Raw genomic sequence first — 21,135 nt, 5'->3', positions numbered from 1 at the left:
CCTAGACCCTCCTTATCACCTTCAACGGTAAGTTGTCAGTAGTGAGTCGTACTAACTACTAACTATTCTCATGATTATTTTTATTTACATCCAGCTACTTGATACTTTGTTGATTAACACGATCAAGGATGCATTTATTAATTCTTATTAAAAATTAATAAAACTAATTAATCACAAACAATGCTTCCGAGTTAGCGATCGCTTCACGTTGGGCAATTAACAATTCCTGAATTCCTTTTTGGGCGACATCTAGCAGTTGATCCAACTGAGTGCGGCTAAAGCTACCTTCTTCGGCTGTTCCTTGAACTTCAATTATTCCCAAATGTTGATTCATCACCACATTAAAATCTACGGTTGCAGCCACATCTTCGATATAATTCATATCCAAAAATGGCTCTCCCTCCAGTAATCCTACGGAAACTGCTGCTACCTGTCCACATAAAGGCGATCGCTCCAACACACCCTCTTGCAACAATTGAGAAACTGCATGAGCCAATGCCACAAATGAGCCTGTAATGGCTGTTGTCCTGGTTCCAGCGTCAGCTTGCAACACATCGGCATCCACAGTCAACGTGTATTCTCCCAATGCATCAAAATCCACTGCTGCACGTAAGCTGCGTCCAATTAGACGTTGAATTTCTTGCGTCCGTCCAGATAATTTCAATAATTCCCTTTCTTGGCGTTTTTGGGTAGCAGATGGTAGCATCCGGTACTCAGCAGTTAACCAGCCTTTACCAGTTCCTTCGAGAAACTTCGGAACTCCCTTATTAACGCTAACGGTACAAAGTACCTGAGTATCACCGCATCTTGCGAGAACAGAACCGGGGGCAAAGCGGGTGAAATTGGGGTAAAAGCTGATCGGACGTAGTTCGTAGGGAAGACGACCGTCAGGACGCTGCCAAGCCATTGGATTTGCCTCAAGTTTTACAATACTGACTTAAGATTACCTTAGTGTTGCAAATCATCTTTTTGGGCATTGGGCATTGCCAAGAATTATTTCCTAACTCTTGTACAGACGCGATTAATCGCGTCTCTCCTAACTCTCCCACTCAGCACTCTTCAAGGAACTGAAAACAGAGTCAAAATATTTTGCTGCACCATCTCTGGTGATTGGTCGCCGTTGATGGTCAACAAGCAACGGCGACGGTCGTAATATTCTAGGATGGGAATGGTGCGATCGTAGAATAATTCTACACGGCGCTGCACGATTTCTGGTTGGTCATCTGGTAGCGATCGCCCCAAGGAACGACTAACCATGACTGCTTCTGGAACTTGGAGATAAATTGCCCAGTCTAGCTTTTGCCCTAAATCATCTAATAAAAAATCTAATTCTTCAGCTTGGAAGGCAGTACGGGGATAGCCTTCTAACACCCAATCGCAGTTAATATCTGGTTGTCTGAGGCGAATTCGGATCAATTCAATGATCATTTCGTCTGGAACTAACTCCCCTTTTTGCATATAGGGGCGTGCGTGATATCCTAGTTCACTCAGGCTAGCGTAAACCGAAAGAGAAGTCCGAGGATCAGCTTCCGACCATCGAAATCCCGGCAGGGGCTGATTGCCAGATATTGCTTCCCGTAAAATCTCACCTGTAGAAATCAGAGGAATCTCAAAGTATCTGCAAAGCCTTTGTGCTTGAGTGCTTTTCCCCGATCCTGAACCTCCCAGAATCACCAATCTCACAACAATTTACTCCTCATCCTGTCAAATTCACTACTTGCTAAGTCTGTTTTGCCCAAACAACCAGGAAATCTAACATTTAGCGCTTTTCAGACTTATGCCCAGCTTTTTTAATTAATTGGAACTGTAACTCTTATGTTTTCATTTTTACAAGTACTTTCAGAGGAAAGACAAAAATTTACATCAAAACAACTCTTGACTTCAACACAAACGTAGTGATTGACTAAGAATGCAATTTGCCAAATCCACCATGCCTCTGAAAAACAAATTGATTATACAGACAGATTTGCAATAATTCGCGTCAGCAATAACTCTTAACCTATTGTATTTTTTTAAACTTAACCTTATGGTTGCTCAACTAGAAACTCAAAGTATCAATTCAACCCTGACCCTACCATATCCAGTTGAAGGGCTAGTGCAAGTTTTCACTAGCTCCCATCGCAATTTTTTTACGAGCGTCATGGCTCAATCACTTAGAATAGCTGGACAAGGAACGCCAGTGTTAATAGTGCAGTTCCTTAAAGGAGGTATTCGCCAAGGACAGGAAAAGCCCATACAATTAGGACAAAATTTAGATTGGATTCGGTGTGATTTGCCTCGTTGTATCGATACACCACATCTTGATGATACGGAAAATAAAGCTTTACAAAAGCTGTGGCAGTATACACAACAAGTAGTGTGCGAGAGTAAGTATTCTCTCGTAGTGTTAGATGAGTTAAGTTTAGCGATTAACTTTGGTTTAATTCCTGAAACGGAGGTTTTAGCGTTTCTGGCAAAACGCCCTCCCCACGTCGATATCATTCTCACAGGGCCAGAGATGCCAAAATCTCTCTTAGATGTGGCAGATCAAATTACAGAGATTCGTCGCAGTTATCGACCTTAAACATAAATACTCAGTTCGTGCTACCATATCAAGTCTGTTTGAATTAACGTTAGTAGCGAACTTGTGATTAAGAACGATATCTGGATTACTGAAATGGCTCAACAGGGTTTGATTTCACCCTTTGAGCCAAGCCTAATCCGAAAAGTGCAAAAAGATGAGTCTGTAGCAGTTCAACCCGTAATTAGCTACGGTTTGTCTTCTTATGGCTACGATATACGCCTTTCCTCAGCTGAGTTCCGCATATTTCGCCACATTCCCGGAACTGTAGTTGATCCCAAAAACTTTAATCCCCAAAATCTGGAGCCAACAGCACTGCATACAGATGCCAATGGCAGTTACTTTATTTTACCTGCTCATTCTTATGGACTTGGGGTTGCTCTGGAAAAGCTGGAGGTTCCTGAGAATATTACAGTGATTTGCATAGGTAAAAGCACTTATGCACGTTGTGGAATAATAGCAAATTTAACGCCCGCTGAGGCTGCATGGCGAGGTCATTTAACTTTAGAGTTTTCAAATTCTTCCAGCGCTGATTGTCGTATCTACGCTAATGAAGGCGTGGTGCAATTGCTATTTTTAGAAGGTGAACCCTGCGCTATTAGTTACGAAGCACGTCGGGGTAAATATCAGGATCAGCAAGAAATTGTGACTTTGGCTCGTATTTAGACTGAATGATATCTAAAAAAACTTTACACATTTGGCAAGTCCGAGTTGGTTTGCAACTTGGACATAATCCAATACGAGAACCTAGAAAAGAGTAAACTAGCTTCGGGCTTTCTTCATCGCGTTTCTAGCCAAACCGGTAAATCGGACAAACTAGTAAAATCTAACAGTGCTTCACTCAAATCTTCCAAAACAGGCAAAGGTAAACCAGAAATTGAGGAGCGTATTTCCTGAGAAAGTTCCCCAAATCGCTTAGTCAATTGCCGGAGAATAAGATTAGCTGTTGCTTCCTCCCGTCCTTCTTCCCGTCCTTCCTCCCGTCCTTCTTCCTTTATTTCTTGGTAAACTCGCGTTTCCTTAAGCGTGATTCCTAACATAGACTCTACCTCCGCTTGAGTTAATTGTTCAAATCGGTACACCATGATCGTCGTTATTAATTCAATTATGGCGCGACTCGATGGTGATACCACTTCTTGAGTAGTTCTTGTTAATAAATACCTTGCTTCTTCTGGTGCTTGTTCTTCATCCACTGTAGTTAATACCATCAGCGCCACCCATATAGGTAACTGACGAATATCCCCTAATTCATCTAAATACACCCGATGTATTTGTTCGCCGTTCAGCAATGAGCGGTGAGGATGAATATTGCTTTGCTCAATACTGCGTGACGGGTAAATTATCACTGCTTGCCAGTCGCTAAATCTGGCATGGTTGCGGTAAAAATATAACGAAGATTCAGCCCATACTCTTCATAAAGTTGTTCATCTGTCTTGGAAAGTTGCTCTACTTGGGGAGACTCCAAGACCGCACTTTCCGCTTTCTGGAACTGCACTTCGCAAAAATATACAACCCCAGCACCATCACTTTCAGGTGGTAGAAATACTCCATCAATTTCAAATTTCGGCTCTTTGACGGCGACTGAATCAAAACGATAACTGTCTGCATTATTTGGAGGATTGCTCAATAGCTCAAACAGCAAGGTTGGAGACTGTTGAAACAGTTTGTAAAATATTGAGTCTCGACGCATGAAAGCATTTTACAAATTTTTTATAAGAAGAATTCAGAACTCAGGAGTCAGAATTCAGAATTCAGGATGTAATTTGCCCCAAAAATGATTATGGTGCTAATCTTGCCTTGCCTAGACGCTGCTTTTCATACCATTGTGCGATCGCAGGTGCCCAATCTTCAAAATGAGGCCACATCATTTCACACAACTTTTGAATTTCCAGTTGAGCATCTTTCTTATTTCTCAGATCACAAAAATGCAAGAAAGACCTTAAATTAAAACTAACTACAAAATGCTGGCGATAATCAAAAGGCACTTTACCTCTTGCGTGTTCTTCAGACATTCCAGCCTCAAAATCAGCTTTATATCGTTTAGCTGCTTCTAGACACCACTCCAAGTCTGCTGCTCGTTGCTCTGGTGAATAGTAGTATTTTTTGCCTTGTCTATCAGTGTAATAACCAACGGGACGTAGGTAAAAAACATCTTCTATGTCTTTTTTACCTTCTACTACATCAATAAATTGGTTGCCTGTGTATCTAAAAGATTGGACATCGAATGATACGCCTACACGATGAGTACGAGCCTGCTGCATCACATTGTGAGGAAAGTAACCACAGTTGAAAACAATCTGGGGATGCTCTAAAGGCCCATAGTGTCCCCTCTCACCTGCTAAAAGTCGCTTAACAATAACTTCGCCACTTTGTGACTCCGAAGGCCAGGAGTCGCGCTCATCAAACACGAACCCATCAGTATAGTCCTGGTGCATCGCGGCATAAATCACCTGCTGCGGGTTTGGTGTTTTGGCAATAACCTCTACTCGAAATCGATGCATTAGCTTATCGGGAACGGATTTGTGAATGAAAGTGCTTACGCAGAAGGAGCGGAGCCTGTTCGTTAAACATGGCTTTGAACTCGATCCACTATCATATCTCTGGCTTGGATTTCTACTTGAGCAGATTCAGATACTTTACAAATATTAATAACTTTGTTACAGTTGTTTACATAAGAGAAAAACGAAGGAAAATCACATGCGTACAAGCACTGCTATAATCGACGACCAAGGCAAACTGAACAACTTTGCGATCGAACCAAAAGTTTATATAGATGAGCAAGGCGATCGCACTGGCTTCACTCCTTATGCAGAAATGCTCAACGGTCGTTTAGCAATGATTGGTTTTGTTTCTCTGATAGCATTAGAAGTATTCACCGGACACGGTATCGTTGGCGTTTTGGCAAGTCTGTAAAAACTAATTTTTATAACTTAATTATCAACAAATGTAAGAGACGGTAAATTTACCGTCTCTTAATTTATGTAAAACTTAGTGCTAGAGTGAAAATATACTGATAGCCAAAGCAGTTATCAGCGTAAAAATATTGGGTGAAATATGGCTTTAACTGCTTCAACTATGTTGCCATTAGGCACGAAAGCGCCAGATTTTAATCTACCGGAAGTAGTATCTGGAAAGGCAACTTCACTTTCTACCTTTGCAGATAAAAAAGCACTGTTGGTAATGTTTATTTGTCGGCATTGCCCATTTGTAAAGCACATTCAAAAAGAATTAGTGCAGTTAGGAAAAGATTATTTTACAAGTGATTTAGCGATCGTTGCCATTAGTGCTAACGATGCACACAATTATCCAGATGATGCGCCAGAGTCGTTACAAGCATTTGCCACAGAACAAGGGTTTAATTTTACCTTATGCTACGACGAGAGCCAAGAAACAGCAAAAGCTTACACAGCAGCTTGTACACCAGATTTTTTTGTATTTGATAGCGATCGCCAACTAGTTTATCGGGGACAATTGGATGATAGCCGTCCCAGTAATGATAAACCCGTAACTGGCGCAGATTTACGCGCAGCCATTGAAGCAGTGCTGGCAGATAAACCTGTTACAAACGAGCAAAAGCCGAGTGTTGGTTGCAATATTAAATGGAAACCTGGAAACCAACCCAGTTATTTTGGTTAAAAGGGATTGGGTATTGAGATTAGGGGAGAGGTGACAGGTGACAGGTGACAGGAAATAATCTATACCCTGTAACCTGTAACCTTTACCCTGTTCTCTTCTTCACTCCCCACTCCCATCAATGTTTAATTTCCAAATTCAGTATGTAGCATCCTAATTGGACTTTTTCTGCCCATAATTCATATTCCAGACGCAAATGTTCTGGTAAGGGATGTCCGTTGAGAGTTAGGCTACTAGTAAAATTTCGCAAACGAATAGGATCGTTAGGTTGCAATGACTCAGTTGGCAACCAATAGCGACTAATGCCATAAACGCCCTGTTCCCAAAAGTGACGGTAACTCACTTGGCCGTTACCTTGCATAGTCATGATGACGCGATAAGGAGAAATCTCTAGCCACAAAATTCTGGGACTGTTAGGGGCGTAAGCTTTGCTCTTAGTTTGGGGAAGTCTGTCCTGTGGACTTACTACACTCTCTACTTCGCAGCTAATTAGGGGCGGTGCGGTCAGTAACAAATGGAATCTATCAGTATCTTTTTGATACAATGTTGCGGCAGCTTCGACAACAGACCAGATTGGTAGGTCAGTGGAAATCAGTGATAAGCACACGGGCTTGCGGTGATGGGTCAGCATGGGAGCGATAAGGGCTAAAAGCTATTGAACAAAATGAAATGAACACTCTAGCTGTCTAATAGGTCAAGGGTAAGAAACTAAATACTAAAGCAGCCTTAATATTGATGAATCCGCTGATTTGTTAATAAGCTATACAAATCTGGATAGAAATAGGATGAATATCAGCTTAGACAGCAAAAACAGTACTTTCTCTAGAGAGAGCTAATTCGTAAGTAAAGCTTGTAAATATTCTAAGCCTATAGCCTCAAAACAGTGGGGTCGTTTTAAATGCTAAGAAACCTTTTTGAGGGAGACTTACCGTAGATTAGAGTAAGTTTCATACAGTCAAAAGCAATAAGATACCAGCAAGGAAGTCACCAGCAGCGACAAACTAAGTCCCTGATGAATTTCAGGTGTATTCAAAGCCAGTCTATACTAATGTCGGCTTCTGTTATATCCGTAGAAACTCACGAAAACCTTTCTTATTCAAAACAGTGCTGTAGATGGATAGCGGAGCGTTGAGCCAGCACTTAGTAACAAGTGCTGAGTGAAAAAGCATTAAATTTGTCTCTTCCTTGTGCGTCTCGTAGAGAAGAAAGAGCAAAGATTTCCATGTCAAAACAGCAAAACATGAGTATTCGTGAACTGAGAAGTAATGCGATCGCTAAAGTTAGTTAGTTTGCTTTTATCCCCGTTAGGGGAAGTGGTTATGTAAAGCTACATCCATGCAAACTTAAATTGGGCTGGTTGCAAGTTTACATCCCCGTTAGGGGAAGTGATTATGTAAAGTCTAGTGGTTCTAGTTCAGCACAAATACGTCGATGAGTTTTAGCATACTCACCTCAAAGTAAAATATCTTACTTAAGTTTGTCAAGCTTTTAATACCCCATCAAGTCGATTTCAATAAGCAAAATGCCTGATTGCTTTCTCATTTCAGTGGATTTAGCAAGCAAAAAGGCATATTGCTTTCTCAAAATGCTTAATTGCTTTCTCATTTCGGTATATCGCGCATTCATTTCGGTAGATTCAGCAAGCAAAAAGGCATATTGCTTTCTCAAAATGCTTGATTGCTTTCTCATTTCGGTAGATTCAGCAAGCAAAAAGGCATATTGCTTTCTCAAAAGCTTGATTGCTTTCTCATTTCGGTATATCGCGCATTCATCACAACGATCGCTATGTAACAAAACCATTGTAGAATTGCCGGAGTTTTCTCAAGCTGATCGATACGGAAGTTTTTTAAAGTAAAGAATATTAACCGTACTGAATTAAAAGCTTCATATTATGGCTCGGAGAAAAAGAACCTCTCAGGTGTTAGAAAAAGCAGCGCGTCGTGCTGCTAGCATGAACTCAATTGATCCGAATTTAAGTGTAGGCAATGGACTCACTCTACCGACTTTCTCAAGCCTAATTGAGACGATGCGAACTAGAGAAAATTTATACAATACTGCTCTTTCCAACTTGGATAAGTTGTACCATGAAATGCTCCAAACAGAGCGCGAGTTGGCAGATATGGCAGAACACATGCTCTTAGGAGTTGCTACTCAATATGGTAAAAGTAGTGTGGAGTACGGTATGGCGGGGGGTGTTCCTAAAAACCAGCGCCGAAAGGGACTGCGAGGCGAGTCACCAGTTTCTAATTTACAGGAACCGTCATTCATTGCCAGTGTGAATGGTAACAGCAACAAAAATGGCAACCAGAATGGAAACAAAGCAGCAACGACAAGTTAGCTTGCATGAAAAAGCCCACGAATTCATCCGTGGGCTTTAATAATTAGCATAAAAATCATTCTGATTTATTTTTATTCATTAACGATGCCATTGCACTTGTGAACAGGTCACGAGTGTTACAGCTTAGTACTTATTTGGGAATACTTTTATAGGAGTGATAAGGAAGGCGATCGCGCTAAGACTTTTAATTTAAATGTACTACGTTACGTTGCAATCACTCTATTTTACAAAAAAGACGTATCAATAAACACTAATGTATCAGGAGTAAGCAAGATGGGATTCACTGAAGAGATTGCCAAGCTATCTGAACAAGTGCGTAAGCGATTTGACCAAGTTGTTGGCGAAGAAGCTACTAAAATGGCACTGATTGTTCCTTTTTTGAGCGCTCTTGGCTACGATGTCTATGATCCTAGTGAAGTCATGCCGGAATATGTAGCAGATTTTGCTACTAAAAGATCAGGACAATTTGAAAAGGTAGATTATGCCTTAGCTATTAACGGTACTAAAGTTATGCTCGTAGAAGCAAAAGCCCGTGGTCAAAAAGCTGAGGCACATGATGGACAATTGAGCCGCTATTTTAATGGACTTTTGACAACAAAAGTAGCTATCGTCACTAATGGGGTTGAGTACCGTTTTTTTACAGACTTGCATGATAAAAATGTCATGGACAAGGAGCCATTTTTTACCTTTAACGTTCTGGAATATGATACCAAAGATATTGAGAACCTCAAATTTTTCCATCGTGATAATTTTGAGGTTACAGCTATTACCAACCATGCTGAGGAAATGGTTTATGTAAAAGGCATGACTCAGCTTCTAGGAAATCTTTTACGTTCTCCTTCTGAAGAATTTGTTCGTTTTTTAGTGACGGAACTCGGTACACTTGCCCCTAGCTATGAAATTAAAGGTAGAATTACTGGTAAAATTATTGATAAATTCAAACCAATTGTTAAAAAATCAATTCAAGGAAGTTTAGTAGAGTTAATGACTCGCTCACTTAGTCAGGAAATAACTCAGCCTGTTGAAGTGGAAGTAGAACAAAAGATTGAAGAAGATGAAAAACAACAAGAATCTCAAGAATCAAAAATAGTAACAACTGCTGAAGAAATTGAAGCTTTTGAAAAAATCAAAGCAATTACTAAAACTTCAATAAGTTACAATTTTGAAATCCAATACAGGGATACTGCTTCATACTTTGGTATCAATCTTGGCAAAAGTAATTGGTGGTTTTTAAGACTATATCTGTCTTCGCAGAAAAAAAGTTTTATTACTCGGTTAAGTGTAGATGAAGTAAAGTCTTTAGCTTCAAACTTTGAAGTGCAGGAAGTAGCAGCTTCTCTGGGGGATGCTGCATCAAAAGTAATTATTTCTTCTGTCAGTGATTTTGATAAGCTAACATCACTGATTCTCAGATGTTATGAGGTAGAAGCAGCCAAGCATAAAACATCCACCCCAGATATAATCAGAATGGAAAAATCAGCTTAACTCAAAGTATCTATAGCGATTCTCGAATGGAAGCAATACGGTCTGACCTCTCTCCAAACCTCTCTCCTTTTAGGAGAGAGGCTTTGAATCTTACTCCCCTTCCCTTGTAGGGAAGGGGCTGGGGGTTAGGTCTGTATTTCACTCAACCCAGAAGTACTATAATACAAAACTACACTACCCAAATATCTTTTTGCTGTCTCCCATTCTGAGTTTTGAATATTTGTAGACAAAGGCAGATTGGGAATAACAATATACTCAAAAGACAAATTTATTAAACTAATTTCTTTCTCAGCTACGATTTTTACCTGCTAGCAAATTAGCGATCGCAGTACTAATCGGCTGACCTGTAAACTGTTGGTAGTAAGTAAACCCAGGTGAAGGATTAACCTCGAAGCAATACCAATCATCTCCAGGTGTGCGGCGCAAATCGATGCCGCAAAGAGGTAGATTTATCGCTTTTGCCAAGACTTTACACTGCTGTTCTACTTCTTCAGGAAGATGACAAGCACGGATTTCTGTGGATTCATCATTCTCTGCGGCATAGCGGTAATCATCAGCTTGGGAAATTACCTCGCTGGCAAAAATCTCTGTCCCGACAACATGAACGCGATAATCTCTACCGGGTATATATTGCTGAAACTGAGTCGGACACCAAGATACATTATCAAGGCGTTCTAGATGCTCAATTCCCACACGCGAGACTTTGCTACGAATACCACTGATGGATTTATAAATAATATCGCCGTGGAGTTCCCAAAAAGCTCGTACAGCTTCGGGGTCTGTGGTGACAAGGGTTTCGGGAACTTTGAAGCCGAGTGAGCGAATTTGCTCTAACTGATAAGGTTTAGAGCCGTTAGCAGCCATTGCAGATGGACGGTTAACGACAAAGGCGGGTGTCATTTCTGACCAAGACATTAAGGTATCATCAACTGCGATCGCATGTTGCCAAGCTGGACTATTTACACCTGCTTGGGCAATTTGAGGAAGACGGCGCGAGTCATAGGGGCGTAAGTAAGCAGCAGTGATTTCACTCAAATCAATTTTTTGATACCAAGTGCGAATTTGTCCTTGGACTGGTAAATCTAAAACATCGCCTACAGAAAGTTCAATTTCAGTATCTAAAATATCTCGTTGGTCGAGGAATACTGTAGGTATGCCTAGACTAGTTAGTTCTGAGTGAACTGCTGCTAAAGGAGATTCTTCGGTAATACCCCACAACAAAATCAGCATAAGGTATTACCTCTATTCAAATACTCAAGGATGGCATCACCTACATCTGGTGCAGAAATATCAGTCCACAAATCAGCGCCCAAAAACTCTGCTGGAGATTCACTGCTGCTAAAATGAACAGTCAACAAGTCAACTTCAGCAGCATCAGCGATACGTCTGGCGTATGAAGCTAGGGTTTTTTCAACCTCACCCAAACAGCGATCGCCTACCACCGTTACCTTTACTGAAGATTTTTCGAGAACCTGGGCACACACATTTGCCGACATCGAACTTTGCCGTCGCACTGGACGTACTGGAATACCCAGTTGAGCGGCCGCATAAACCCATTGTTCAGGTCGCCAAGCAGGCCCTAATAAATATGTTGGGGTTGGTCGGTTTAAGACTGGACATTTTAAGCTGGACAACCAAGCAATTAAAAAGGCATTCATTTCCGTAGCGACGTATGCTCGATCTTCAGGGACAATGTGTAGAAGTTCCTGTTCAAAAATAGAAGGTAGGCGACTTAGAACGCCAGTGATTTGATCGAGAGCGATCGCGCAGCCCGTCGGAGACATCGCAACTCCACCTACCACTGCTGAGGAGGATAAGGGGGAATTGATTTCCCCATCAATAGAACTCAAGTAATGTCGCCATCCAACCACTGACAAATCTTCAGGCGTCAGTAGGCTGACACCATGACCATGAGCCGCCCAATTAGCAACCAGCGCCTCAGCGGCTTTGTCATGACGACTGGCGACAATAACCAACACGCTTACTTAATTCCTTGGTTGATTAACTACTTGTTGACCGACGCTTGGGCGTTCTTGGGGCTGGATGAAAGCTTGCCCATTTGCCTGTTCTATTTGATCAAGACGTTGAGCCATCAGACCGATTAGCCGCTGTAGGTCATTTGAACCATCTGCCGAAGTCAGATTTTCAACTTGACTTGTCTCAGGGAGTTTTTCAGCCTGAATTTTCTCGAAGTCTTTATCTTTTTGAACTTTCTCAAATTCTTTAACTTCTATCTTCAGTTCCTTGCTCTGTTTAGATACTGGCGCTGTAAGGGTAAACAGGCTTCCACCAACAGATGTGGGCAAAGAATAAGCTAATTGATCGAAGTCTAAAGCAGAACGAGATACTAATAAGTTCTGAGGCAGGAATGTACCTCTATGTTCAGGCGTCAATAACAGGTTAACTGGAGTTGTTCCTGAAGAAGAGATTAAAGAGATTTCCACATATCCACGAATCTCTAATTTAGCTGCTTTGATGATATCTAGCTTAGTGACATCAGGCAGTAAAGTAACCAAAGCCGTATCGTGGGCAGGAATTTTCAGAGAGTAAGTGAATTTTCTGGGATCGCTTGTAGGAGTTAGGTCTTGAAATTGATTGTCTACACTGACATCCTGAATAAGCACTGTATCAGCTAAGATATCGGGCTTGGGATCACCTAGTTTTAGCGGTGTAGTTAGAGCAAATTGCAGCTTTACTGCAATATTTGAACTGCTAGTATTAGCAATTGTCAAAAAGTAACCTTGGACAACAGTACGGGCAACAGCCTCAGTACCAGGAGCCGCAACAGGTGTAATTGGCTTTACTAAAAGTTCCAAGGTTGAGACTAAAGTTGGTCTTGGTCTAATAATTCCAATTCCGTTTGATATGTCTGTCATCTGTTTGTTTACATCGAAACTACATATCAAACTTAACTGCCTAGACTTATTGACGGATAGTACCCCATAGGGTAGTATTGTGGACAAAAAAAAGTGGTTCTGTAATCAACAGAACCACTAAAGCTTTCGCAAACCTGTTATAACTTAACGAACTGACCCTTGAGCAGAAACAGTATCAATCGGTTTCATCAGGTACAGGCGCAATAACTGCCAGCCATTGGAGATATAAAGTGGCAATTTCTGGAAGATTTGCAGGAATTTGGGAGTGCTGGAGTTAGCGATCGCACCCAACTTCTCATTATTGGATATACAAGTATCCAATCGCTCATAAAACTCTGGATTCTCTACATCCAGCATCAGCGGAAACACGCGACCTGCGTTTTCGTTAGTCTTCTTAATTACATGGATGTCGTATTCTCGCGCATCCAATCCCAGGGTGGCATAAAAGTCCTTGCGTTGGATGTCATTGAGATACATGGTCGCAAACACCGACAACAGGAAGAACCGACTCCACAGCCGTGCTTTCCAATCATTCAACATTTGCGGTTGGGATTTCATAATGGCATCAAAGAAATCACCATGACGGTTTTCATCTTGACACCAATTTTCAAAAAACCGGAAGATGGGATAAACCCGGTCTTCGGGATGTGCTTCTAAATGGCGATAAATAGTGATGTAGCGCCAATAACCGATCTTCTCAGAAAGATAAGTAGCGTAGAAGATGAATTTCGGCTTAAAGAAGGTATAACTGCGGCTCTTAGTCAAAAACCCTAAATCTAGGGACAGATTAAAGTCAGACAAAGCTTTGTTCAAAAAGCCAGCGTGACGTGCTTCATCCCGTGACATCAGGTTAAAGCACTCTGCCAAGACGGGGCTTTTTCCTTTCAAGCGACGGCCAAGTTCTTTATACAGCAAAAAGCCGGAAAACTCTGCTGTACAAGAACGTTCTAGAAATTCAACAAACAATTTGCGAGTTTCCCCGTCAATATGATCCCAGGATTGGTCAAACTCGGCATCCCTAACAAAGTGATGGCGGTTGTAGTCGGTGCGGAACTCTTCGAGAATGGCTTGTAACTCGTCTTCATTGACGGAGATATCCATCCGCGCCATTTCATCAAAATCGGTAGTATAAAACCGAGGTGTTAACAGGGTTTCTTTTGCCGGGACTTTAATCCCTGGCCGGATTTCTTCAAAGCCTGGTTTTTTGAGGGAATCTACCATGTCTTGATTGCTCTTTCGTCTTTATTATCTTAAGTAGACCCTTCGGGTTTGGCACTTCCTCATCGGGAAAACACCCTATGAGCGACTGCTTCACCAGAAAGCCAAGGGTAATGTTCTGTTAAAACGTAACAGCCCACAATAATCCAATTGTATAAAGTTCAGTCTACCAAGGTGCGGGTGAGAAATTTGTAAGCAAAAGATTAAGAGTTGCAACAATCATTCAATGTTTGCGGAACCAAGAATCGCGGATTAGTAGTCAAATAAACTTAGTTCAGTGATAATCACTGTTTCGATCAAGGGAAATAGCACGCGCTTTTTTTTACTTTAAAGCACTAACATCTCAGTAATTTTTCTTGGTTGTGAATACAACATGGAAAACCCATCTTAGACAACAAGAGCAAATCCAAAGGGTTGAAAAGCAAGATGAACCTTGAAAACAATCAACAGAAAGACCGACTTCTTGTCTCTTACATTTTGTGTGCAGTTGGATTTTTCGGGTTGGGAGGGCTGCACCGCTTATACAATGGCAAAATAGGGACGGGTTTGTTGTGGCTGTGTACTTTTGGTTTGTTTTACATAGGGCAGACAGTGGATCTGCTTCTCATCCCCAACATGGTTGACGAATACGAACGCAATTTGAGATTAAAAGCGGGTGTATCTCCCTTGGGTGTGCCGTTGAATCAAGCAGTGGTTGCTTCTCAAGTCCACCGCCCAACAGGCAACCAACTCATGATTAAACTAATTGAAGCGGCGGAAAGTAAGGGTGGTTTTTTAACTGTCACTCAAGGGGTGAAGTTCACGGGAGCTAGCTTTGCTGAAGTGGAAGCTACTCTCAATGAGATGTACAAATCAGGTTATGTAAAAATTGATAACGACCCCAATACTGGAGCCGTTACCTACCATTTCCATGAACTTTAATTTGTCATTTGTTCTTTGTCCTTTGTCATTAGTCATTTGTCCTTTGTAAAAAACAATGACTAATGACTAATGACTAATGACTAATGACCAATGACCAATGACTAATTTATACCTAACCACTTTTGACCATCTAGGCGCTGAACTAAGCCAAATACCAACAAATCGAGGGTAATTTTGCGCTCATCGATTAAGAATGACTCAAGAGTGCTAGGTTTTTTGCCTTCATTACAGGAAAATCCCTTTTTCCCTTGAATATCTTCTTCGGGGAAATACAGATTAAACTGACGCTGACCTGTTTCTTTCCAACTGCCGATAATTTGCCAGCATTCTTGGGCAGATTCAAAGCCAGTGATTGGCACTTTTTGCTTGGCAAAAGACACCTGTAAATCTTGCACACCTTGTTGAGCGATCGCTTTTTGTAAAGCTGGCAAATAGTCTTGCTCGATGAACTCTACAAATGGCTTATCTTCAACAGATGGAGCTTTTTCCTTTTTGGCGGCTTTAGCTGCGGCGGGTTTTTCGTCTACTGCGGCTTTTTCTGCGGCTGCGGCTTTTTCTCGCTTGGGTGGTACTGCAACTGGTTTAGCAGCATTGGGATTATCTTCAGGGTTTGCGGCTTTAGGATCTGGCGTGTTGGCAGTAGGAAGGTTTGTGGCTTCGGGTGATTTTGTACTAGGAACCTGCTGTTCAGCAGTGGTGGGAGCTACTTCTCCCGCTTGATTTTGATTGGTTTGGTCTGCCATTGCTCAGGTCAATCCTTTAATCTTGCTTTGGGAGCGATCGCTCACCTTGATGTATCGGGTATTTTTATTTTGACATACTAGTACCGCAAGGCGGAATTCGTAATTTGTAATTCGTAATTCGTAATTAATTGTTTGCAAGGGTTTCAGACGTTTAAGATGGGTGGCTTATTTACGCCGTGCGGTACTAGTACCGCAAGGCGGAATTCGTAATTTGTAATTCGTAATTCGTAATTAATTGTTTGCAAGGGTTTCAGACGTTTAAGATGGGTGGCTTATTTACGCCGTGCGGTACTAGTACCGCAAGGCGGAATTCGTAATTTGTAATTCAGATAGTGCAAGGATTTCATTGCTTTACCCTTAATCAACCCCTCCGGAAATTAAAATCGAAAATTTATACAGGGCAATTTGGTAGCTCAAAAAAATATTTTTAATAGGTGGGGGCATGACTAATGACTATAGTGAAATTGATGAACTTGAAATGGCAGCAGCTAATTCTGAGCTTAGGCTGTTTCCTACTGATCATTGCCTGTAACAAGTATTATCCAACTCCAAATCCAGATGCTCAACCTCTCAAAGTGGCGACAGATCCCACTTTTATCCCCTTTGAAATCCAAAAGGCTAGCAGTCACTTAGAAGGTTTTGATATTGATTTGATGAATGCGATCGCTAAAGTAGCAGGTTTTGCAGTCCAGTTTGAAACTCTGCCTTTTGATGGGATGATCTCGACCTTGCAAGCCAAAAGAGTCGATGCAGCCATTAGTGGGATTACAATTACTGCTGAACGCCTGAAAACAATTGCTTTTTCCAGACCCTATTTTAAAGCTGGACTAGCGATCGCTGTACGCGAAGACAACCAAAATATTAAAGACTTCAACAGTCTCAAAGGTAAAAAAATTGCTGTACAAATTGGTTCTACTGGGGCAGATTTTGCCAAAACTATCCCCAATGCCAAAATTAGTACGTTTAATTCTGGGCCAGAATTTTTCCAGGACTTACTCAATGGCAATGTTGATGCTGTAGTTAGCGATGCTTTCGCTACTTTATATGCGATTAAAAATGACAAACTCAAAGGCATCAGAGTTGTTGCCGATCTGCTCACTGAAGAATACTACGGAATTGCCACGCCCAAAGATTCCCCTCATCTGGATGCAATTAACAAAGGTATAGCGATTTTGTTATCCAATGGCACTTACAAGCAAATTTATCAAAAATGGTTTAACGCTGAACCTCCAGAATTGCCAGACTCTTGGCAATAGGGCATTGGGCATGATTATGAAAAAGGGTAAAGGGTAAAGGGTAAGGGTGAAAGGGTTTGTTTCTTTATCCTTGTCCCTTTGTCCTCTCATCTCCCTCATTCCCCATTCCCCATTCCCCAATCCCCAATCCCCAATCCCCATTTATAAGCAATTGGCTGCCAATATATGAAATATTTATCTAATATGAGTCACAATTAATACTGCCACCAAAATTCATTGATAAACTACAATCTCTTGTAGGTCTACTGTAGTCAGGGACAGCCAATTGTGGCACCTTGGATCTTAGTGGCTAGAAGCACCTTGGAACGGGAATAAAGGAACTTCCACTATGCTGATTTGCCCTCAGTGTAAATTTGAAAACCCCAATAGCAACAAATTCTGTCAAAACTGTGGTACGTCCCTGACTCACAAGGTCTGTCCTGAATGCAGTACCGATGATGTACCTGTGAATGCACTACGTTGTCACAACTGTGGCACGGAATGTGGAACAGTGCTTTGGGCAATTATTGCTAAAGAAACGACTGGGGAAGCTTTGAGAGTAGACGAGGATGAGGGAGATAAGGAAGATGTGGGAGTAGACGGAGATGAGGAAGCAATACCCTCCGCATCTCCTGTATCCCCTAGTTTTCAGATTGCATTAGGCTCCTATTTAGACTCCCAAGAGCGCTATCAATTGTTAGATACGCTACCTATCCAAACGGAAACTACCTCCATTACTGATGTAGGTGTGAGAGTTCTAGACTGCCAACCGTATCAAATGTCACCCATTGAGGCAATGCTAGCAAGTCAGCAATCAGATTTGCTAACGCCATCAGTAGAAACAAGTGAAATTCCTCACCTTGCTAGACTTTATATTGCCTTACAATCCCAAGGTGAGCGGGGAATACCGCCGATTCATGATGCATGGCAGCAGGGTGATATACAGGTAGTAATAATCGAAGACCGCTCGGATTGGCAGCATTTACTCGATCGGTGGCAAGAAGAAACAACAAGTTCGTTAAAAATTTTACACTGGTGTTATCAAATGGCCCAACTTTGGGCAGTATTGGAACCAGTAAATTGTTGTCAAAGCCTTTTAGATTTGTCGAATTTGCGATTGGATGAAGACCAAACTCTGGCGCTACAAAGATTGTATGTAGAATCATCGAATTCTCAGCCTGCCGTCGAGTCGCCAGAAGATGTCCAAGCCCAAACATCCGATATTCCAGAGGAACCGTTAACTATCCAAGCTTTGGGGCGGGTTTGGCAATCGCTATTTAGGCAATCTCAACGTACTCAATTTGGCTCTGTAGTCCAGATGTTAGGGGATTTAGATGTAGGTAAGATTCAGACGATCGCACAATTGCGATCGCGTTTGGAGGAAATCTCTATTGAAATAGAAGCACTAGGAAACCCAACTTTGCCCCCAATAAAGGAGAAAAACACGGCTGTGTCCACTATCCCGCAATCAGATGAGCCAGAAGATATCATTAGCAAAACTGATGATATGCCAACTGTTGTGTTGGCAATGCAATTAAGTAGCTTAGAAGATGCAGGACGCACAGATGTGGGGCGTCAACGTCATCATAACGAAGACTACTTTGGTATTGAAACCAAAATCCATAAACTGGAGTTGCCCAAAAGTCGAGTCCTGGAAGGGCATGGTTTGTATATTCTCTGCGATGGCATGGGTGGACACGCTGGCGGCGAGATAGCCAGTGAGTTAGCAGTCAAGACCCTAAGGCAATACTTTCAAGAACACTGGATTGCCAACCAACTGCCAACAGAAGAGAGCATTCGTGAGGCAGTGTATTTAGCTAATGAGGCGATTTTTAAGCTCAATCAACAAGATGCCCGTTCTGGAGTTGGGCGTATGGGTACAACTTTGGTAATGCTCTTAATTCAAGATACTGAAGCAGCAGTTGCTCATGTGGGAGATAGCCGTCTCTATCGTCTGACGCGCAAGCGGGGACTAGAACAAGTCACAGTAGATCATGAAGTTGGACAACGGGAAATTACTCGCGGAGTGGAAGCAAGCATCGCTTATGCCCGCCCGGATGCGTACCAACTCACTCAAGCCTTGGGGCCTCGTGACGAAAGCTCGATTAATCCTGATGTTGGCTTTTTCGAGATTAATGAAGATACTCTTCTGCTGTTGGTATCGGATGGTCTATCAGATAATGATTTACTAGAAACCCATTGGCAGACTCACTTAGAACCCTTACTTAGTTCTGGCGCTAACTTAGAACGGGGTGTTACAGACTTAATTGATTTGGCAAACCAACACAATGGTCATGACAACATTACTGGTATACTAATTCGGGCAAAAGTACGCCCAAATCTGGAAAGTTGAAAATTAAGGGACTGGGGACTGGGGACTGGGGACTGGGAAATAATTTTTCTACTCTCCAATCCCTAATCCCCAATCCCTAATCCCCAATCCCCAATCCCTAATTCATTTACCTTGTAGGTTGTATTGTGGTTAGTCTGACCCTGTTAGAACCGCAACAGAAAACGCCCCTCCAGCAGTGGTGCTTTGAGAACTCCTCCATAATTCGGATTGGTCGAGCGGCAGATAATCACGTTGTTTTAACTGATAGTTTAGTTTCGCGGCATCATCTAGAACTTAGACAAGTCGGTTCCGCTAGCAATGGTGATGCTTGGCAGCTGATTAGTCAAGGTACAAATGGGACTTTCCTCAACGGTATCCTTGTAATTCAGAGTCCGTTACCAGATAATTCCCTTTTGCAACTGGCACAGGGAGGCCCAATACTGCAATTCCAACTTCAGGATGTAACAGTACTGGAAACTGGTTTGCGATCGCAACAACAAATGCAAGGCACAGAAGAAAATGCTGCTGCAACACTCTACTCAGCCCAAGGTATAGCAAATTCATCCTACATTTGCACCCACGAAGGTAACTCCCCAAACAATCTGTTTTGCATCCACTGCGGTCAACCTCTCTCAGTGCAACAGAAGATTCGCCATTATCAGGTGTTGCAAACTCTTGGACAAGGAGGTATGGGTACTACTTATCTCGCTTGGGATGCAGCTGGTTTGATTGCGGGTATGCCACAACTTCTGGTGTTGAAGCAAATGAATGCTGATATGCTAAGAATTGCCAAAGCTCAAGAATTATTTGAGCGAGAGGCATACACTCTCAAATCCCTTAACCATCCTGGAATTCCCAAGTATTACGATTTCTTTGTAGAAGGCGGAAAAAAATACTTGGCAATGGAACTAATCCACGGTCAAGATTTAGAAAAACGTGTCTATACTACTGGCCCAGTAACACCAAGCCAAGCGATCGCTTGGATGATCCAAACCTGCGATATCTTAGACTATCTTCATAGCCAAGAGCCTCCACTAATTCACCGCGATATTAAACCCGCCAACTTAATGGTGCGAAGTGCAGTAAATCGCATAGTGGTGCTAGATTTTGGCGCAGTTAAGGAAATTGGCACAGCGCCAGGTACTCGAATTGGTGCAGAAGGTTACTGCGCTCCTGAACAAGAACGAGGACAACCTTTGACTCAATCTGATTTATATGCAATTGGGCCAACATTGATTTTTCTGCTCACAGGGGAAAACCCTTTCAAGTATTATCGCCAAAGAGGGCGAAACTTCAGGTTTGATGTGGCAAAAGTTCCCACCATTAGTTCCCAATTAAGAGATGTGATTGATCGCGCTACAGAACCATTGCCACGCGATCGCTATCAAACTGCAAAAGAATTAGCTGCGGCTTTAGCTGCCTGCAAAGTTTAGAGAGTGGAGAGAAAGGGAGTGGTGAATATTGAATAAAAATTCCTATTCCCTATTCCCTACTCCTCATCCCAAGTTTCTACAGCTAGCAATTCACTAACTGGGTCTTGCATACTAAAGCCAAAGTCAAGCAACTCCTGTTTCCAGTGCTGCCATTCATTACCATAGAGCAAAGCGATTTTCCAGATGCTATCGCTTGGCTTAATAATGTTCGATTCTATGAGTGATTGCACGTTGCGCTGCAATTTCACCATTGGGTGAATCACTTGCTGAGTCATAACCTCGATTGAATTCAGATTTTGTTGGTAAATGCTTAATTAAAACTGCTTTCCATTCTGCAATTGTTGCCGGCCCGTAGAGTGGT

22 protein-coding genes and 1 pseudogene are annotated in these 21,135 nt (G+C 42.0%); 11 read left to right on the top strand and 12 right to left on the bottom strand.

Translation table 11 applies throughout. The features are described 5' to 3' along the window. Positions 1 to 163: 163 nt before the first annotated feature. Entirely contained in the window at positions 164 to 907 is a 744-nt protein-coding gene (gene rph / locus ACWATR_RS01325; RefSeq protein ID WP_460328755.1) for a ribonuclease PH, read from the bottom strand. A gap of 152 nt (positions 908 to 1,059) precedes the next feature. Next, positions 1,060 to 1,683: an adenylate kinase family protein gene (locus ACWATR_RS01320; protein WP_460328753.1), complete on the bottom strand. Its 624-nt coding sequence runs from the start codon at positions 1,681 to 1,683 to the stop codon at positions 1,060 to 1,062. Between the two features lie 343 nt (positions 1,684 to 2,026). Here ACWATR_RS01320 and ACWATR_RS01315 point away from each other — a divergent pair, with 343 nt between their 5' ends. Both ACWATR_RS01315 and dcd read left to right on the top strand, forming a co-directional pair. After that, positions 2,027 to 2,563, top strand: coding sequence for a P-loop NTPase family protein (locus ACWATR_RS01315; protein WP_460328751.1), 537 nt, complete (start codon positions 2,027 to 2,029; stop codon positions 2,561 to 2,563). A gap of 93 nt (positions 2,564 to 2,656) precedes the next feature. Then, entirely contained in the window at positions 2,657 to 3,226 is a 570-nt protein-coding gene (dcd, locus tag ACWATR_RS01310; RefSeq protein WP_460340119.1) for a dCTP deaminase, read from the top strand. Between the two features lie 113 nt (positions 3,227 to 3,339). Here the strand turns inward: dcd and ACWATR_RS01305 are convergent. After that, positions 3,340 to 4,250: pseudogene (locus ACWATR_RS01305) on the bottom strand (DUF2887 domain-containing protein). Between the two features lie 88 nt (positions 4,251 to 4,338). After that, a complete protein-coding gene (gene thyX / locus ACWATR_RS01300) occupies positions 4,339 to 5,061 on the bottom strand; it encodes an FAD-dependent thymidylate synthase (protein WP_069072943.1) in 723 nt (240 codons plus the stop codon). A gap of 196 nt (positions 5,062 to 5,257) precedes the next feature. On the opposite strand from thyX, the gene ACWATR_RS01295 reads away from it, so the two are divergent. Both ACWATR_RS01295 and ACWATR_RS01290 read left to right on the top strand, forming a co-directional pair. Then, entirely contained in the window at positions 5,258 to 5,473 is a 216-nt protein-coding gene (locus tag ACWATR_RS01295; protein ID WP_094348273.1) for a chlorophyll a/b-binding protein, read from the top strand. Positions 5,474 to 5,614: 141 nt separating this feature from the next. Continuing rightward, the gene (locus ACWATR_RS01290) at positions 5,615 to 6,196 is read left to right on the top strand and encodes a thioredoxin family protein (protein WP_460328747.1); all 582 of its coding nucleotides are present in this window, start codon (positions 5,615 to 5,617) and stop codon (positions 6,194 to 6,196) included. Positions 6,197 to 6,311: 115 nt separating this feature from the next. On the opposite strand, the gene ACWATR_RS01285 is transcribed toward ACWATR_RS01290, so the two are convergent. Then, positions 6,312 to 6,824, bottom strand: coding sequence for a hypothetical protein (locus ACWATR_RS01285; RefSeq protein WP_069072946.1), 513 nt, complete (start codon positions 6,822 to 6,824; stop codon positions 6,312 to 6,314). A gap of 519 nt (positions 6,825 to 7,343) precedes the next feature. Between ACWATR_RS01285 and ACWATR_RS01280 the strand changes: the two genes are divergently transcribed. Continuing rightward, positions 7,344 to 7,481 (top strand): hypothetical protein, encoded by a 138-nt coding sequence (locus ACWATR_RS01280; RefSeq protein WP_460328745.1) that lies wholly within the window; start codon positions 7,344 to 7,346, stop codon positions 7,479 to 7,481. Positions 7,482 to 7,681: 200 nt separating this feature from the next. Here ACWATR_RS01280 and ACWATR_RS01275 read toward each other — a convergent pair whose 3' ends face one another. Beyond that, entirely contained in the window at positions 7,682 to 7,993 is a 312-nt protein-coding gene (locus tag ACWATR_RS01275; RefSeq protein ID WP_460328743.1) for a hypothetical protein, read from the bottom strand. Positions 7,994 to 8,084: 91 nt separating this feature from the next. Between ACWATR_RS01275 and ACWATR_RS01270 the strand changes: the two genes are divergently transcribed. After that, positions 8,085 to 8,531 (top strand): hypothetical protein, encoded by a 447-nt coding sequence (locus tag ACWATR_RS01270; protein WP_460328741.1) that lies wholly within the window; start codon positions 8,085 to 8,087, stop codon positions 8,529 to 8,531. 273 nt (positions 8,532 to 8,804) lie between these two features. Further along, a complete protein-coding gene (locus ACWATR_RS01265) occupies positions 8,805 to 10,016 on the top strand; it encodes a type I restriction endonuclease (protein WP_460328739.1) in 1,212 nt (403 codons plus the stop codon). A gap of 288 nt (positions 10,017 to 10,304) precedes the next feature. Here the strand turns inward: ACWATR_RS01265 and ACWATR_RS01260 are convergent, their stop codons facing one another. From ACWATR_RS01260 to acsF, 4 genes are all read right to left on the bottom strand, one after another. Continuing rightward, positions 10,305 to 11,246: an ATP-grasp domain-containing protein gene (locus ACWATR_RS01260; RefSeq protein ID WP_460328737.1), complete on the bottom strand. Its 942-nt coding sequence runs from the start codon at positions 11,244 to 11,246 to the stop codon at positions 10,305 to 10,307. Further along, entirely contained in the window at positions 11,240 to 11,995 is a 756-nt protein-coding gene (locus ACWATR_RS01255) for a hypothetical protein (RefSeq protein ID WP_460328735.1), read from the bottom strand. The genes ACWATR_RS01260 and ACWATR_RS01255 overlap by 7 nt, the downstream gene beginning before the upstream one ends. 6 nt (positions 11,996 to 12,001) lie before the next feature. Continuing rightward, entirely contained in the window at positions 12,002 to 12,892 is an 891-nt protein-coding gene (locus tag ACWATR_RS01250; RefSeq protein WP_460328733.1) for a hypothetical protein, read from the bottom strand. A gap of 144 nt (positions 12,893 to 13,036) precedes the next feature. Next, positions 13,037 to 14,113 carry a magnesium-protoporphyrin IX monomethyl ester (oxidative) cyclase gene (gene acsF / locus ACWATR_RS01245; RefSeq protein WP_460328730.1) on the bottom strand — a complete coding sequence of 359 codons (1,077 nt, stop codon included), beginning with the start codon at positions 14,111 to 14,113 and terminating at the stop codon, positions 13,037 to 13,039. Positions 14,114 to 14,536: 423 nt separating this feature from the next. On the opposite strand from acsF, the gene ACWATR_RS01240 reads away from it, so the two are divergent. Next, positions 14,537 to 15,031, top strand: coding sequence for a TM2 domain-containing protein (locus tag ACWATR_RS01240; RefSeq protein WP_181930107.1), 495 nt, complete (start codon positions 14,537 to 14,539; stop codon positions 15,029 to 15,031). A 101-nt stretch (positions 15,032 to 15,132) separates the two neighbouring features. Here the strand turns inward: ACWATR_RS01240 and ACWATR_RS01235 are convergent, their stop codons facing one another. Next, entirely contained in the window at positions 15,133 to 15,774 is a 642-nt protein-coding gene (locus ACWATR_RS01235; RefSeq protein ID WP_460328727.1) for a DUF2996 domain-containing protein, read from the bottom strand. A gap of 449 nt (positions 15,775 to 16,223) precedes the next feature. On the opposite strand from ACWATR_RS01235, the gene ACWATR_RS01230 reads away from it, so the two are divergent. The 3 genes from ACWATR_RS01230 to ACWATR_RS01220 all read left to right on the top strand — a co-directional run bounded on the left by ACWATR_RS01230 (position 16,224) and on the right by ACWATR_RS01220 (position 20,774). Next, positions 16,224 to 17,030, top strand: coding sequence for a basic amino acid ABC transporter substrate-binding protein (locus ACWATR_RS01230; protein ID WP_460328725.1), 807 nt, complete (start codon positions 16,224 to 16,226; stop codon positions 17,028 to 17,030). A 328-nt stretch (positions 17,031 to 17,358) separates the two neighbouring features. Beyond that, the gene (locus ACWATR_RS01225) at positions 17,359 to 19,362 is read left to right on the top strand and encodes a serine/threonine phosphatase (RefSeq protein WP_460328723.1); all 2,004 of its coding nucleotides are present in this window, start codon (positions 17,359 to 17,361) and stop codon (positions 19,360 to 19,362) included. Positions 19,363 to 19,487: 125 nt separating this feature from the next. Beyond that, entirely contained in the window at positions 19,488 to 20,774 is a 1,287-nt protein-coding gene (locus ACWATR_RS01220) for a protein kinase domain-containing protein (protein WP_460328721.1), read from the top strand. A gap of 56 nt (positions 20,775 to 20,830) precedes the next feature. On the opposite strand, the gene ACWATR_RS01215 is transcribed toward ACWATR_RS01220, so the two are convergent. Continuing rightward, positions 20,831 to 21,049, bottom strand: coding sequence for a DUF4327 family protein (locus ACWATR_RS01215; protein WP_012407469.1), 219 nt, complete (start codon positions 21,047 to 21,049; stop codon positions 20,831 to 20,833). Between the last annotated feature and the right edge of the window lie 86 nt (positions 21,050 to 21,135).

The sequence above is a fragment of the Nostoc sp. UIC 10890 genome (assembly GCF_054786515.1).
This window is presented reverse-complemented; position numbering and strand designations above follow the sequence as displayed.